Consider the following 15,731-nt stretch of genomic DNA (forward strand, 5'->3'; position numbering starts at 1 on the left):
AATGTCTGTATTAGAAAAGTATTTTAGAAGTGAGCTAGAATATTTACGTGAGCTTGGAAAAAAATTAGCAGTTGAAAAACCTCATTTAGCTAACTTTCTATCTGAAAAAAGTGCGGATCCTGATGTTGAGCGTTTGTTAGAAGGATTTGCATTTTTAACAGGAAGCTTAAGGGCTAAAATTGAAGATGAATTTCCAGAATTTACTCACAGTATGATAAATATGCTATGGCCTAACTATTTAAGACCAACGCCTAGTATGACGATTGTAGAATTTTACCCAGATGAGAAAGTTGGAGCATTACAAGATATTGTTGAAAAAGGAACTTATCTATTAAGTAAACCTATTTCTACAACATATATTAATCAAGATAATGCAATCATTGATGATGGTGAAATATCTTGTACATTTCAAACTTGCCGTGATGTTTATATCAATCCTTTTTCAATCAGTGACGTTTCTAGAACAAATAATAATGAGAAGTCTTTTATTAGTATTCATTTTTCTTCAGAAACAGAACTGTCTTTTGATACGTTAGAACTTAATAAATTAAGATTTTATTTAGGTGCTGATGAGTATACTAATCACCAGTTATACTTGTGGTTATCTTATTATTTAGAATCTGCAAAATTAGTTATTAATGATATAAGTTATCCATTGCCAAATATTAATTTTTCACCAGTGGGATTTAAGCGAGAAGATGCCGTATTGCCTTACCCTAAAAATATTAACGAAGGTTATCGAGTTTTACAAGAATATTATTGTTTTCCTGAAAGTTTTTTATTTTTTGATGTTACTGGATTTGAAAAATTAGCAAGTGGAATAAAAAGTAAAACGTTTACCCTTAAGCTCTCATTTTCTTTATCTTTGCCTGTCGATGTTAGTGTTCGAACATCAACATTTCGATTACATTGTGTACCAGCAATTAATTTATTTAAACATGATAGTGAAAATATTCGCCTAGATGGCACCAAAACAGAATATATGCTCAAAGGTAGTCATCAACATCCTGATTGGTATGAAATTTTTTCGGTTGATAAAGTTTATAGTTTTATACAAAAGGATGTTGCACTGAGTAAAAAAAATAATAGTGGTAATCGTATTTATGAACCTTTTGAGAGCTTTCGTCATCAAATTGAATATATAAATGGGCGTACTGCACTTTATTACCGTTTAAGAACGAAGAATTCTTTATTTTACCCAGGTTTTGATCATTATTTATCTTTTATTAGAGGTGATGAAACACAATTACTGGATACAAATGAATGCATATCAATTGATTTGACATGTACTAATAGGGAGCTTCCAACAAAATTAAAAGTTGGAGATATTTGTATTAATACTGAACAGCACCCATCCTCAACAAAATTCCAAAATATTACTCGCCCATCGTTACCATTACATCCTGTTATAGATGGTACATTAGCTTGGAAATTGATCTCAAATTCTTCTCTAAATTATTTATCTTTATTAGATATTGAACCATTAAAAGAAATATTGAAAACTTATGATTTACCCGCTTGGCATAGTCGCCGAAATGCTAAGATTTCTCAAAAGAAACTCGATGCTATTCAGTCAATAGAAACAGTGCCAATTGATCGCTTATTTAGAGGTGTCCCAATTAGAGGGATTCAATCTACTTTATACATTAAACAAAGTGAATTTACTTCCGAAGGTGATATGTTCTTATTTGGTAGTGTGTTATCACAATTCTTTACACTTTATGCGAGTGTAAACTCATTTCATAAATTAAGAATTATTAATACTGATAACCAGGAGATGTATGAATGGCCAATTCATATAGGACAACAAGTAATAATGTAGATGATACTCAGTTAATTAATATAAACCGATACAGCTTTTATCAATTAGTTGAAACACTTTTTAAATTATCTGAAATTGAAGCAGATAAGACGTTAACATTATTTCCAAATGACGAGCCAATTCGCTTTATGTCATCTGCAGGATTAGCTTTCCCTATTAGGGATATTGTTGATATTTTATCAAGTGAGCAAGGGAGATATTCTTTGGAAGTCACTTTCCTAGGCTTGCATGGCTCACAATCACCCTTACCAACATATTATTTAGAAAATTTAGCAGCTGAATACTTGCATAAAGATACTAAACTTGTTGATTTTATGAATTTGTTTAATCACAGATTAGTTTTATTATTACATCATATTTGGCGGAAATATCGTTACTATATTAATTTTAAAAATGATGGGAATGATAAATTTTCTCAGAGAATGTTTTCATTAGTTGGGCTAGAACATAAAAAGCAACGTAGTCGCTTAAATATACACCATAGTAAGATGTTAGCGTACGCAGGGATGCTTGCGAGTCCAGCAAGATCAGCAGAAATAGTTGAAAATTTAGTATCCCATTGTTTTGACTTGCCAGATGTCCGCTTAAAAGAGTGGTGTTTCCGATATGTAAATATTTTTGAAAATGAACAAAACCGTTTAGGAACAGTATCAAAAGAATTAGGAAGACCTCCTATAGGACGCAGTTGTATAGGGCAAAATTTTACTTTAGGAAGTCGAAGTCCTGATTGTGGAGGTAAATTTGAACTTCAATTGAATAATCTTTCAAGAGAACAATTTCTTTCTTTTTTACCTAATGGCGAGAATTATTTGTCATTAGTAACATTTGTTTCTTTTATATTGAAAGATCAGTTTTCTTGGGACTTAAGGCTAGGACTTAAACCCAATCAGCTTAATAGTATGAGGCTTGGAGACACACAAAATACTATGCTTGGTTGGACAAGTTTTATTGGAAAACTAGAGTTAAACCCCAACGTAACTATTTGTATTAGGGAATGAAAATGTGCAATCATGTATTAATTTTAAGTGTTAAAAATATTACAGATCTTGAAAGTGGTAAGGCTCGTGAGAATACGTTTAATCAAGATGGTGGAACTATAGGGAGTAGTATTAATAATCATTGGGTTTTGCAAGATATAAAGGGAAATATTCCGTATAACCAAGCAAATATTGAATGGAGAGATAATGCATTTTGTTTACAAGTTCTTGAAAAACCACTATTGGTAAATTCAGCTACATTTACTCCGAAATCAGGGTTTATACGTTTAAAGGATGGAGATCAAATTAAGTGCGGTTCTTTAAAATTAATTGTTAGTATGAGACAAAGAAAAAATAGTCTAGATGCAGAACAATCTATTGAAGAAATCGTTAGTGGTAATCAAGATCACTTAAAAGAAATTTTAGAGCAGAAAAAAGGTGTAAATTTAATGGATACCTCTCAACTTGCCGATACCGTAGATAAAAATTTAGTTAGAGATCCTATTTTTGCATTAAGCTCCAAGGGAAATAATATTATGGTCTCTCAAACCAATAGTAATTCTTCTCAGATATTTTCAAAAAATGATTATTTAAAAGATGAACAAATTGAATCGAAACCTTATGGAGAGTCAGATATGAGTCAACAAAATGTCTATATAGATTTACCTATATTAGATAATGCTGAACAAAAATCTCAATTTACAGAAAATGCCTATATAACAATCTCTCCATTAATGAGAGAAATGGATACTAAAATACAATTGATGGACACTCAGGAAGCTAATGATTTTCTAACTGAAGTAGGTAAAACATTAAAAGCAGTAATTGAAGGATTACTCGCTTTGCAAAAAGAACAAAATAGTTTATCAGATAAACATTTACGTCCAATTGAAGATAATCCTTTACGCCTAAATTTAGATTATGCAACTACGATGGAAGTGTTATTCGGTGACCAAAAAAGTCCTGTTCATTTAGCAGCACCTGCGGCTGTGTCAGAAAGTTTACATAACCTATTGATCCATAATGAAGCCAATCGTATTGCCATTATTAGTGCATTAGGTGCTATTTTGGATGCATTCTCTCCAGAGTTATTATTACAACGGTTTGAGAATTATCGCCGTAGTAATGAAACTCAAAATGGGGGAAGTGCTTGGGCTTGGGAAATGTATAAAAATTATTATGAAGAACTCACATCAAAACGCCAGTATGGTTTTGAGAAATTATTTTGGGAAGTCTATTCTCAGTCATATGACAAGGCATTACGTGATAAACAAAAAAAAGGAAATAAATAATGTGTTATATACATCGTAAATTAGCATCAAAAATGTTATCAATATTGTTAGCTGTACTTTTTCTTTCTAGTTGTCAAATGGTGTCAAAAATAGGAAAAGTAATAAAAGATCCAGATATTCAAGTTGGTGGACCTCTAGAACAGCCTTCAATCGTACAAATTTCGTTACTTGCAGAAGCTGATATTAACAAAAATGAAAGTGGCCAACCCTCTCCTATAGAGTTAAAGTTGGTTTATTTAAGTGAAGACTCTAAATTATTATCCGCTTATTATGAACAACTTAGCTTAGAAGATTTAAAAGATGTTTTAGGTAAAAACTATATCGATCACCAAGATTATACTTTGTTACCCTCTCAGTATAAATCTTTACCTCAGATTAAACTAAAAGAAGAAAATAATTATCTTGGTGTTATTGCGTATTATTCAGATTCTGGAGAATCAAAATGGAAGAAAGTTGTGACATTAAAAGGGATTGGTCATAGGTATCATATTCTAGTGCACGTTCGAGGAAATGAAGTGGATATTAGAAAGGATGAAGAATAATGTCTAAGAATAGAGTAATTTGGAAAGAAGGATTGTTTGTTCAACCACAACACTTCCAGCAACAGCAAAGGCATATTGATTATTTAATCCAAAATCAGTTATTAGCATTAAATAATAATTATAATTGTGGATTGATTTCTTTCGATATTGACCGAGAAATGTTAAATCTTGGTCGCATTTCATTATTATTTGCCGAAGGGGTATTTCCTGATGGAACTTATTTTAATTTTCCATCTCAGGACTTATTACCTCATCCCATAGAGATTAAACAACTAGATAGTGCTAGTTCGTATGATGTTTATTTAGCATTACCAAATATCAACACAACCTTTACTGAAATTCATTCTGATTATCATAACCAAAATAATATATCTATTAGATATAAAGAAAGTTTGGAGGATATTAGGGATACACATTCTCCAAATGGTAATAGTAACACCTTGTTTCTTGCTAAATTATCCCCAAAGCTTATTCAAGGAAGTGAGGAAAAAAGTGCTTATACATACTTACATATAGCACGGATTAGAGATAAATTGGCTGATGGAAGAATAGTACTAGATGATAAATTTATCCCTACTTGTATGGATGTTGCTGCCTCCTCAGAATTGAGAGCATTCATAGGCGAATTAGCGAGTACTTTAGAACAACGAGCAGAAACATTATCCTCGCGTATTGGTTCACCTAGTCAGCAAGGTATTGCTGATGTAGCAGAGTTTTTGATGCTACAACTATTAAATAGGGAATACCCTTTATATAAACATTTAAATATTCATCCTCATATCCATCCTGAATATTTTTATCGATTGCTTATTCAATTATGTGGCGAGCTGATGACATTTACAGATGCTTCTCGTTTACCGAAAGAGTTTCTGCGATATGATCATTTTGATATGACTGAGTGTTTTCAGCGTTTATTTAAACAGTTAAGAATTTCACTGAGCACAGTCTTAACTCCTAAGGCTGTATCAATACAATTAGAATCCTTGCCTTATGGTGTTAAAACGGCCGTTATCAATGATCAAGATTTATTATATAAGGCTGAATTTATTCTTGCTGTTTCTGCTAGAATGCCAGAAGAGTTATTACGCAAACAGTTGGTACAACAAATTAAAATTACAACGCCCGATAAAATTCGTCAATTAGTCAGTGTTCAATTACCTGGTATTGAATTGCGTCCATTAACAATGGCTCCTCGTCAGCTTCCATATCATGCTGGATATATTTATTTTTATTTGGATATCCATAGCGATGAATGGATTGATGTGCAAAAAAATCATGCGATTGCTTTTCATGTATCGGGAGAGTTCCCTGAACTAGATATGCAATTATGGGCAATAAGAGGTTAAGATATGCTTGAAAATGTTTCAGATAGCTTAGAAATTCAAAGTGCTAATGAAGTTTTACCATCTTATAACCTTCCTTTAAGAGGTTACAATATAAACCCTATGATTGATGTCGCAACACCACTGCTTGGAATGGTATTAAGATTAAAAGAACTCACAGATCAAAATATGCCAACGATGCTGTATGAACAAGTTGTAAAAGATATCCAATCATTTGAGCAGTTATTACGTGAATATCAGTATGAACCAGGTATGGTGATTTCATTTCGTTATGTTCTTTGTACCTTTATTGATGAGATTGCCTTGGGACATGGATGGGGTGCTAAGAGTAGTTGGTTTCAGAAGTCATTGCTTACTTATTTTCATAATGAAACGTGGGGAGGAGAAAAGGTTTATATTTTATTAGATAAACTTATGGCGGAGCCAAAACGTTATTTAGACCTTCTTGAATTCATCTATATATGCTTTAGTCTTGGATTTAGAGGTCGATATAAAGTGACTGGAAAAAATACTGATGAATTTGAGGCTATTTTTAGAAAATTGCATGATGTCATTGCGAGTGTTTCAAAAAGAAACTCATCATCCTCAGGTATTGTTTATTTTCAAGAAAGAGATTCAGAAAAACATGCTTATCAATTATTAAAAAAAATAACTTTAAGCCAAATTATAGGATTGGGATTAGTTACTCTAATTGGATTTTATTGTTTTTATCTGATTAAGCTCAATAAGCAAACCCAAACAATAGTTGAAGAATTAAGTAAATTATTAAGTTAAGGAAATATATCAATGATTAGAGTTGAATTACCTGTATTGGTCGGGAAATTAAATTCAATTGCAAAGCATTCTTTGGAGATATGTGCTGCTCGTTGTATGAATGAAAATTTTGCGGAAATCACAACTTCTCAATTCATATTGAGTTTTTTAGAAACACCATTGTGTGATGTGCGGGTAATTCTAGAGCAGAATAAGATTGATATTGAGGAACTAAAAAGTTACTTACAGGATGTAGTTGAGAAAGAGGGAAGACTAGATATACAACAAAGTTATCCAAGTTTTTCGCCTTTATTAGTTGAATTGCTACAAGATAGTTGGTTGGTGGCATCAACAGAATTTGAACATGCTAATTTACGTAGTGGAGTTATATTTTATACTTTACTTGCCTCCTTATACCGTTATCTTCCTAATCAGGCGGCTAAAACTCTTTCGGTAGTGAATCGTGAGATTTTAAAACAGAATTTTATACAAATTGTTACAAATTCATCTGAAACTGAAATTCAGAAGGATTCAGTGCAAATGTTGAACTCTAATCAAGAGAGCCTATTGAAGAAATACGCACAAAATATGACTCAACTTGCACGAGAAAATAAACTGGATCCTGTTCTATGCAGAGATAAAGAAATTAACTTAATGATTGATATTCTTTGTCGTCGTCGAAAAAACAATCCTATTGTCGTTGGTGAGGCTGGAGTAGGGAAAAGTGCATTAATTGAAGGACTTGCTTTACGTATTGTTGCAGGGGATGTACCCGAAAAATTATTAGATACAGAAGTGATGACATTAGATCTTGGTGCATTACAGGCTGGAGCAGCAGTAAAAGGTGAATTTGAGAAGCGTTTTAAAGGCATTATGAATGAAATATTCTCATCTGCTAAACCAGTTATACTTTTTATTGATGAAGCTCATACTTTGATTGGGGCTGGAAATCAGCAAGGTGGACTAGATATTTCTAATTTATTAAAACCCGTTTTGGCAAGGGGTGAGTTAAAAACGATTGCAGCAACAACATGGAGTGAATATAAGAAATATTTTGAGAAAGATGCCGCATTATCTAGGCGTTTTCAGTTAGTTAAACTACCTGAGCCAACAGTCGAAGAAGCTATCGTGATTATGCGAGGATTACGTAATGTGTATGAATGTGCACATCAACTCCTAATTGAAGAAGATGCCTTGATTTCTGTTGCAGAACTAAGCGAGCGTTATTTAAGTGGAAGACAATTACCAGATAAAGCAATTGATGTTTTAGATACTGCTTGTGCAAGAGTTGCGATCAGTCTCACATCTCCACCTAAATTGGTTGTTGAGTTGCAAAATAGACAACATCAGCTCCAAATGGAAAGCGATTTATTGAAAAGAGAAATTAAATTAGGTTTAAGTTATGATGAAACTCGTTTATCTGAACTAGAGAATAAATTAAAAGAAAACGCTCAGAAACTAGAGGGTATTATTCAAAGTTGGAAAAAACAACAAGAAATTGTTAAGGAAATAATTTCATTACGCACGATGCTCCTAAATATAGATCTTTCTGAAAGTGAAATGCGGGTGGATAAGAATGAACAAGATGATAATGATGAAAATAAATTACATTCTTATAAAGATGCAAAACTGAGATTAGAAACGTTAACTAAAGATCTTGATGTATTACAACAGTCAGGCATTTTAGTTTCCCCCCATGTAACTCAAACACAAATAGCATCAGTCATTGCAGAATGGACTGGTGTGCCAATTGAACGTTTGTCTCAAAATGAACTAAATGTTATTACAAACCTACCCGCTTTGTTAGAAAAGGAGATTAAAGGACAAGAGCTTGCTATTAAGTATTTGCACCGTCATTTATTAACTGCAAGAGCAGATTTAAGACGTGCAGGCAGACCTCTTGGAGCATTTTTATTTGTTGGTCCAAGTGGTGTAGGTAAAACGGAAACAGTATTGCAAGTCGCAGATTTATTATTTGGTGGCAAACAATACTTGACTGTTATTAATATGTCTGAGTTTCAGGAAAAACATACAGTTTCTCGTTTGATTGGTTCCCCACCTGGATATGTTGGATTTGGTGAAGGAGGGGTACTTACTGAAGCAATTATTCGTAAACCTTATTCAGTAGTACTATTGGATGAAGTAGAGAAGGCTCATCCAGATGTATTAAATCTATTTTATCAAGCATTTGATAAAGGGGAATTAGCAGATGGTGAAGGGCGTATTGTTGATTGTAAAAACATTGTATTCTTTTTGACCTCGAATTTGGGTTATCAAACAATTGTAAATTATGCTGATAAACCACAAGAAATACTAGATGCTTTATATCCTGAGCTTGTGAGTTTCTTCAAGCCTGCATTACTTGCTAGAATGGAGGTGATTCCTTATCTACCATTACCAAAAGACGTATTAATGGAGATTGTGGATGGAAAATTAAACAAATTAACTTCGTTATTGAAAAGACGTTTTGATGCTCAAGTAATAATTGAAAATGAAGTGAAAGAGGAAATATTACGTAGAGCTAGTAGAGCAGAAAATGGTGCGAGAATTTTAGAGTCTGTTATTGATGGTCAGATGTTGCCACCAGTTTCTTTATTACTATTACAGAGAATTGCGGAAGATAAAGAAATCAAAGAGATTTATTTTGGCGTAAAAGATGGGCGTTTTATTGCAAAAATTGGAGAGGATGAATGCGACCTAGTTTAATTTCAACCAATAAAGCGGTTTACTATACAAGCGTAATTCTTGTAGCACATTTTTCTTTATTGACTGTCTCTGCCTCAGCAGTGGGGAAGCCTCATTATTCTGCCGATAGTACTTTAAAAGCAATGGAATTATGTCGCCAAGAGAAATCATCATTAGAGCGTTTGGATTGTTATGATAATGCTTGGAAAGTAAATATGCCGAGAACAGCCTTAATAGAAGAAAAGAAAGGTGGAGTTGCTTGGCAAAGAGCTATGGATAACGAAAGTAATAGGGATAAGGATACTTTTTCATTATTAACCAAATCATACAATATAGATGGAAATAATCCTACAATCATTATTACGACCCCAGCTTTAGGTTATAAAGGTACTAGACCAGTATTAATGTTAAGTTGTATTGATAATATTACGAGGTTGCAGATTGCACTAACTACCCCGTCAGGTAAACGTGATACTGATGTGGAAATTAGCACGGATAAAAATAAATTTGAAACGAGATGGTTTTTTCGTGAGAATGGTTTTTTATTGGAATCTAGTAGAGGTCTAGAGGGAATTACTGAAATACAGCGATTACTAAAATCAAATACACTGAAGATTAAGTCAAATGTTTCAAGTATTAATGGGTTAACATTTAATATACGAAATTTAGAACAAGAAATTAAATCTCTCAGAGCAGCATGTCATTGGTAAAGTATGGATTTATTAATTGATAATCCGTGGCGTAAGATGATATTAACGCCAATTCAAACGGAAGTAGATTTAGAAGATGAACCAAGTTGGATTGAGCTTGATGGCGATATGGTGAAGCTTGGATCACTAGAGCATGAGTCACTGAATATTGTTCAGACTCAACAAAAAGCATTAATATTGTTATCAACTAAAAGTAAAGATGTAAGGGTTATTGCCCATCTTTTAAAAACGTTACAACATTCAGGTAAGACTACAGAATTATTGCTTGGGCTGGCATTATTATCTGATTATGCAGAGGTCTATTGGGAAAAAGCTCCTCCATTACAGAATTTGAAGAAAAAACGATTGGGACAGCAAATTCTTAAACGTTTTGAAAATATGGCTACAAAGTTTAACCAATCGGCATCAAGATTAGAAAAAGAAGAGGCAAAAGTTCAATTAGAGCGACTTAAATGTTGTTGGGATGATTCTAGCTTACTAGATAGTGTGGAAACTTTATTAAAACGATATACATTTAGTGAACCTGTAGAAATAGAATCTTCAGACGAGTTAATAGAGAAAGATGAATCTCCTTCCATAAGTAATAATAATGAGCCTACTACTGGTATTGCAGCTGTTGCAGTTAGCAAATCTATGATAGTCGAACCAATAGAAATTGAGCACAGTAATGAAAAAGCATGGCGTAATACTTTATTAAAGGTTGCTGATTATTTGATTGATAAGGATTTATCTGAACCAGTAGGATATCAATTAAGACGTTATGCCATTTGGAATAATATTACTGCGGTGCCGATGGCAGAAAATAATAAAACACAATTGGCTGCTATATCTATTGATCGTGTGGCAGAATATAAAGCTGAGTTAGAAAATGCAAATGTGAAATTGTGGAGAGAAGTTGAATATAGCTTAACTTTAGCACCATTTTGGTTTGAAGGGCATTATTTATCCGCTGAAATAGCTAATCGATTGGGCTACATAAAAGTAGCAAATGCAATAAAGGGAAGTCTTGAGCAATTTCTTGAACGGTTGCCTCTTTTAAAGGCACTAACATTCAATGATAGTTCACCTTTCTTGCCACAAAGCTGTGAACAATGGTTACAACAAGGTAATCCTGCCCTAACTCGGATGCAAGATGTTGATAATAACCATTATGACATAGACGCTTATTATGAAGCAGAAGGCCTAGAAAAAGCCCTAGCAAGAATTAATGAGCAAACTCATTTAGATATGAGGGATAAAGTGTATGCTCAATTACAGAGTATTAGGTTGTTAGATAAGTCGGGGTTAAGTAGTTTAGCTAAGCAACATTATGTTACCTTATTAGGTGCATTAGATAAAATGTTAGTAAAAGACTGGGAGCCGTCTTTGTTTACGTTATTAACACAAGAGCGAGAATAAATTTAAGAAAAAGAAGGTTTGAATAATGAAACTACCATCACTTTTTTATACATTTAATCCATTGTTATCAAGACTAAAATTATCTGCACCTATTTTAATGATCCTATTTTGGATAGCTATGATTGTTTGGGTTTGGTGGCAAGGTGAAACTTATTCAATTAATGGATATAAGCCTTTAGCCACAGCAATTAATCGTTGGTTGTGTACTGCTATTCTCATTAGCATTGGTATTTCTTGGATTACATGGAAAATTAGTCAGCGTTTAAAAAAATTAGAATTACGCCAACAAGAAGATAAACAACATGCTAATAATCCTATAAAGGAAGAGCTTGATGCTCAAAGGCATTATTTGGAACATTGGGCGTTAAAATTGCAGCGTTATTTAAATACTAGTCAATATCAACATGTATTACCTTGGTATTTAATGCTAGGTACAGCAAATAGTGGGAAATCTTCACTTTTAAAAGAAAGTGGTGGTTTTGTTCAATTATACCAAGATGATGAAGACGATTTAGCTAAGTATAAGAATGTTGAAATTTCTATTTTCAATAATGAAAAGGCTGTAGTTATTGTGCCTAATGGGAATTTGGTGTCCCAACATATTGAAATTGAAGAAAAGCGGAAGTTATACCCAAAACTATGGAAAAATCTTTTAGAATGGATGACTGTGCAACGAAACCGCCAGCCATTAAATGGTGTCATATTATCTATTGATATCTATCAATTGTTAACATTCACTAAAGAAGAAAAAGAGGCTTATCTTTCGATATTACAAGACCGCTTAAAAGAACTTTCTGTTATGGTGAACGCAGCGTTACCTATTTACGTTGTTCTAACCAAAATAGATCGCCTTTATGGTTTTCAATTAATGTTCAGTAAATTGCAGAAAGAGCAAATCGATAGTGTTTTAGGTACAACCTTTTCAAAGAAAGGTCAAATATGGTCGGAAGAGCTTAGTATATTTTGGCAAATGTGGTGCCAACAAATGAATGAAAGTATGGCTGATATGATGCTAAATGATGCCTCTCCCGAAGATCGAGCTCAAATTTTTAGTTTTATTAGACAGGTTAGTGGTGCTCATGACGAAATTTCGTCATTTTTGACGAGACTATTAGCTACAGGAAATCCATCGGGATTATTTTTTAAAGGCGTATATTTTACTTCAGCATTACAAAATGGAAAAATTGATGATTTGTTTGTTCAATCTGCGGCAGAAAAATATCATTTAAGTCATCAAACTTATCCGACTTGGTCAATAAAAACATCTCGTACTTACTTTTGTAAAAATTTATTTGGAAATACGTTATTTGAATATCCGAATTTAGCTCAAGAAAGTGCATCGTGGAATATTTCTTATCAGAATCGTTTAAAGATTTTCTCCTTTGTTGGAGGCATTATTGGCTTAGGACTATTATTGGGTTGGAGTCATTATTATAAGAAAAATTATGATGCAGGAGAAAAAATCTTACAAGAAGTTAAACAAGTTAAAGCAATTCCTTTACCTGAAGGGATTGATTATTATGGTAATAAACAATTACCCTTGCTAAACCCAATGAGAGATGCAACATTTGTTTACGAGGATAGACAAAACTCGGCTAATCTCTTTTCTGATATGGGATTATATCAAGGGCATAATATGGGAACCTATGCTCGTTCTGCCTATTTAAAGTTACTTCAATTTCGTTATTTACCTGCAATAATGGAAGGGTTACAGCGTAAATTAAATACCTTGCCACCAAATAGTGATGAAAAGCTAGAAACATTACGTGTAATGAGAATGCTAGATGATAAAACAGGACGTATAAATCAAGTTGTCGAAGAATATATGCAAAAATATTGGAGCGAGGCTTTTAGAGGACAAAATCAACTTCAAGCAATGTTACTTTCTCATTTAGATTTTGCATTAAAGCATACGGACTGGCATGGCGAAAGAGTAAAAGGTAACACTGAATTAATCAAAGCTTTTGAACCATTTGATCTTTCTATTAGAAATGCACAAAAAGAGCTAAAAAATCTCTCCCTATATGAGCGTGTATATCAAATTTTAAAAACAACATCGAAGAAAATTTTCCCAATAGATCTCAATTTAAGGGAAGAAATAGGTGCGGGGTTTGATTCGGTATTTGAAGCTAAAAATGATGAGTTGGTTTATGTTCCTCGTTTTTTTACTACTGAAGGATTAACGAATTATTTCTTAAAACGTGATGAGCAATTGGTTAATTTAACAGCAATTGATAGTTGGGTATTAAATTTATCTGAACATATTGAGTATAGTGATGCAGATCGTAAAGAAATTAGTTCAAAAATCACTGAACTGTATGTAAATGACTATGTTTCGACTTGGAATAATGCGATTAATAATTTAGCTATTAAGCCTTTTATAGATATTTCGGAAGCTGTTACAGCATTGGAAAAAATTACTGGTAATTCACATACAATACGTCGAGCTATTGGAACAGTAGTGGATAACACAAAAACACCAGTTGTACCTAAAGACTTAGATAATAAAAAATTGAATGATGCATTGGCTTCTTCTGAATATCTCTTAAAGAATGAGATTTCTCGTCATTTTTTAAATGAAAAATTGTTAGTTGTAGATAAGGACGGAAGTCGAGAGAGTCTATTACAGCAGCAAGTATATCCACAATTAGCAAGTTTACACCGATACTTGCTCGCTATCCAAAATGCACCAGATCAAGGTAAAGCCGCCTTAAAAGCCGTGCAATTACGTGTAGAACAACAGTCATTAGACCCTATACTAGAGTTACAGCAAACTGCAAAGACGTTACCACAACCGCTAAATCAATGGATTGAGCAAATTGCAGAAAATGCTTGGAAGGTTGTACTGAAATCGGCAATATTAGCTTTAGAAGTTGAATGGAATAATAAAGTGATAAAACCATATCAACAAACAATTGCAGACCGTTATCCATTTTCACTCACCTCTCAAGAGGTAGCAATTAGTGATTTTGATAGGTTTTTTGCACCAGATGGAATTTTAGACAGCTTTTATAACCAATATTTGAGAGCATTTATAGAACATGGGGTAACAGATGCGGAAACTGAACAAACACCTTTAATTCGAGAAGATGTGCTTTATCAGTTAGAAATTGCACAACAAATTCGAGATACGTTCTTTAGTCGAGAAAATGGTTTAGGGGCACAATATATAGTGGAGCCGTTGAGTTTATCACCAAATAAACGTCGTAGTGTGTTGAATTTAGATGGACAGATTATCGATTTTAGCCATGGCAATAAACGACGGGTAAATGTAGTATGGCCAAACTCATTAAATGTTGCAGTTGAAAGTAAATTAACCTTGGTGCCGAATGAGGTGAATAACTCCCCACGTAGTATATCCTATAAAGGACCTTGGGCTCAGATAAAATTATTTAATTCAGGTAAGTTAATTAGTCAACAAGAAGGGGCATTTGATGTTCGTTATGATGTGGATGGTGGATATGCAACATATCGAGTATATGTTGATGCATCGAACAATCCATTTTCCCAAGAACTGTTCAGAGGTTTCCGTTTGTCTGAATCGTTATACTAATTAGTGTAAATTGCTATCAAGGCTGAGAGTTTTCTCAGCCTTGATATTAATTATTCCTACTCAAATCTCTTATTCTACTAAGTTAGGATTTTTATATGAAAAAGCGTCCTTTTAGCCTATTTTATCAATCCACCTCTGGTGGATTCATCCCGCTTGGAAATGCCAACCAACAAAAACAGTGAAATGCCTCCGATATTATCTTCATTGGGAAATATATTGTTATTATCTTCAGCATCTTCTATAACAGAAAAAGTTGGGTTTATGTAAGAGAAGCTGATAATACAAAGTTGCAGTCTAAGGTGAAAAAAGCGAAAAATCTCATTTCGACAGTTGAGCAAGGGGCTACATTAGCAACAAGTATTACCCAGTTAACAGCAATAATGTTTTCTATTCTTATTTTAACGTGGTGACAATGGCTTTCATCAAATTGTTTATCGTTTAGAAATAGTTTCAGTGCGTTGGCATTTAGGGTTGAAAGCCAATAGCCGAGCATTTTAAAGGGAAGGATATTGAAACCATCCTGAATGATTTAGGGGCTATCCTAGATAACGATTAAAAACGCTATTTAAGTTAAGATAGCCAAATGAGAAAAATGAGTTTAATCATTTTTGCATCAATCGCAGCACCTGATTTTTAAAATAAGTAGAAAAGAGAGT

At 33.2% G+C, this 15,731-nt stretch carries 10 protein-coding genes; all 10 read left to right on the plus strand.

Annotated elements, in window-relative coordinates; translation table 11 throughout:
- The first annotated feature begins 1 nt into the window (after nt 1).
- From tssF to tssM, 10 genes are read left to right on the plus strand one after another with little or no spacing between them, the layout of a single operon-like run.
- Nucleotides 2–1,822: a type VI secretion system baseplate subunit TssF gene (gene tssF, locus ACPEEM_RS01480; RefSeq protein WP_424402531.1), complete on the plus strand. Its 1,821-nt coding sequence runs from the start codon at nt 2–4 to the stop codon at nt 1,820–1,822.
- Nucleotides 1,786–2,820, plus strand: coding sequence for a type VI secretion system baseplate subunit TssG (tssG, locus tag ACPEEM_RS01485; RefSeq protein ID WP_424407479.1), 1,035 nt, complete (start codon nt 1,786–1,788; stop codon nt 2,818–2,820). The genes tssF and tssG overlap by 37 nt, the downstream gene beginning before the upstream one ends.
- Nucleotides 2,821–2,822: 2 nt before the next feature.
- Nucleotides 2,823–4,091 (plus strand): type VI secretion system-associated FHA domain protein TagH, encoded by a 1,269-nt coding sequence (tagH, locus tag ACPEEM_RS01490; protein ID WP_424402533.1) that lies wholly within the window; start codon nt 2,823–2,825, stop codon nt 4,089–4,091.
- On the plus strand, nt 4,091–4,633 hold the full coding sequence (tssJ, locus tag ACPEEM_RS01495; RefSeq protein WP_424402534.1) for a type VI secretion system lipoprotein TssJ: 543 nt from the start codon (nt 4,091–4,093) through the stop codon (nt 4,631–4,633). The genes tagH and tssJ overlap by 1 nt, the downstream gene beginning before the upstream one ends.
- The gene (tssK, locus tag ACPEEM_RS01500) at nt 4,633–5,979 is read left to right on the plus strand and encodes a type VI secretion system baseplate subunit TssK (RefSeq protein ID WP_424407481.1); all 1,347 of its coding nucleotides are present in this window, start codon (nt 4,633–4,635) and stop codon (nt 5,977–5,979) included. Before tssJ ends, tssK begins: the two co-directional genes overlap by 1 nt.
- Nucleotides 5,980–5,982: 3 nt before the next feature.
- Nucleotides 5,983–6,750: a type IVB secretion system protein IcmH/DotU gene (gene icmH, locus ACPEEM_RS01505; RefSeq protein ID WP_424407483.1), complete on the plus strand. Its 768-nt coding sequence runs from the start codon at nt 5,983–5,985 to the stop codon at nt 6,748–6,750.
- 12 nt (nt 6,751–6,762) lie between these two features.
- Entirely contained in the window at nt 6,763–9,435 is a 2,673-nt protein-coding gene (gene tssH / locus ACPEEM_RS01510) for a type VI secretion system ATPase TssH (protein WP_424402537.1), read from the plus strand.
- Nucleotides 9,420–10,124 carry a type VI secretion system-associated protein VasI gene (gene vasI / locus ACPEEM_RS01515; protein ID WP_424402538.1) on the plus strand — a complete coding sequence of 235 codons (705 nt, stop codon included), beginning with the start codon at nt 9,420–9,422 and terminating at the stop codon, nt 10,122–10,124. Before tssH ends, vasI begins: the two co-directional genes overlap by 16 nt.
- Nucleotides 10,125–10,127: 3 nt before the next feature.
- Nucleotides 10,128–11,522 carry a type VI secretion system protein TssA gene (gene tssA / locus ACPEEM_RS01520; protein ID WP_424407485.1) on the plus strand — a complete coding sequence of 465 codons (1,395 nt, stop codon included), beginning with the start codon at nt 10,128–10,130 and terminating at the stop codon, nt 11,520–11,522.
- Nucleotides 11,523–11,547: 25 nt separating this feature from the next.
- A complete protein-coding gene (gene tssM / locus ACPEEM_RS01525; RefSeq protein WP_424407487.1) occupies nt 11,548–15,075 on the plus strand; it encodes a type VI secretion system membrane subunit TssM in 3,528 nt (1,175 codons plus the stop codon).
- The last annotated feature ends 656 nt before the right edge of the window (nt 15,076–15,731 follow it).

The organism is Pasteurella pantherarum (assembly GCF_049670885.1).
In the GTDB taxonomy this organism is placed as follows: Bacteria; Pseudomonadota; Gammaproteobacteria; order Enterobacterales; family Pasteurellaceae; genus Pasteurella.

Bases quoted from the DNA above. Each gene is read 5' to 3' on its own strand.
- tssG (WP_424407479.1), top strand. From the start codon at position 1,786: ATGGCCAATTCATATAGGACAACAAGTAATAATGTAGATGATACTCAG.
- tssJ (WP_424402534.1), top strand. From the start codon at position 4,091: ATGTGTTATATACATCGTAAATTAGCATCAAAAATGTTATCAATATTG.
- tssF (WP_424402531.1), top strand. From the start codon at position 2: ATGTCTGTATTAGAAAAGTATTTTAGAAGTGAGCTAGAATATTTACGT.
- tagH (WP_424402533.1), top strand. From the start codon at position 2,823: ATGTGCAATCATGTATTAATTTTAAGTGTTAAAAATATTACAGATCTT.
- tssM (WP_424407487.1), top strand. From the start codon at position 11,548: ATGAAACTACCATCACTTTTTTATACATTTAATCCATTGTTATCAAGA.
- icmH (WP_424407483.1), top strand. From the start codon at position 5,983: ATGCTTGAAAATGTTTCAGATAGCTTAGAAATTCAAAGTGCTAATGAA.
- vasI (WP_424402538.1), top strand. From the start codon at position 9,420: ATGCGACCTAGTTTAATTTCAACCAATAAAGCGGTTTACTATACAAGC.
- tssK (WP_424407481.1), top strand. From the start codon at position 4,633: ATGTCTAAGAATAGAGTAATTTGGAAAGAAGGATTGTTTGTTCAACCA.
- tssH (WP_424402537.1), top strand. From the start codon at position 6,763: ATGATTAGAGTTGAATTACCTGTATTGGTCGGGAAATTAAATTCAATT.
- tssA (WP_424407485.1), top strand. From the start codon at position 10,128: ATGGATTTATTAATTGATAATCCGTGGCGTAAGATGATATTAACGCCA.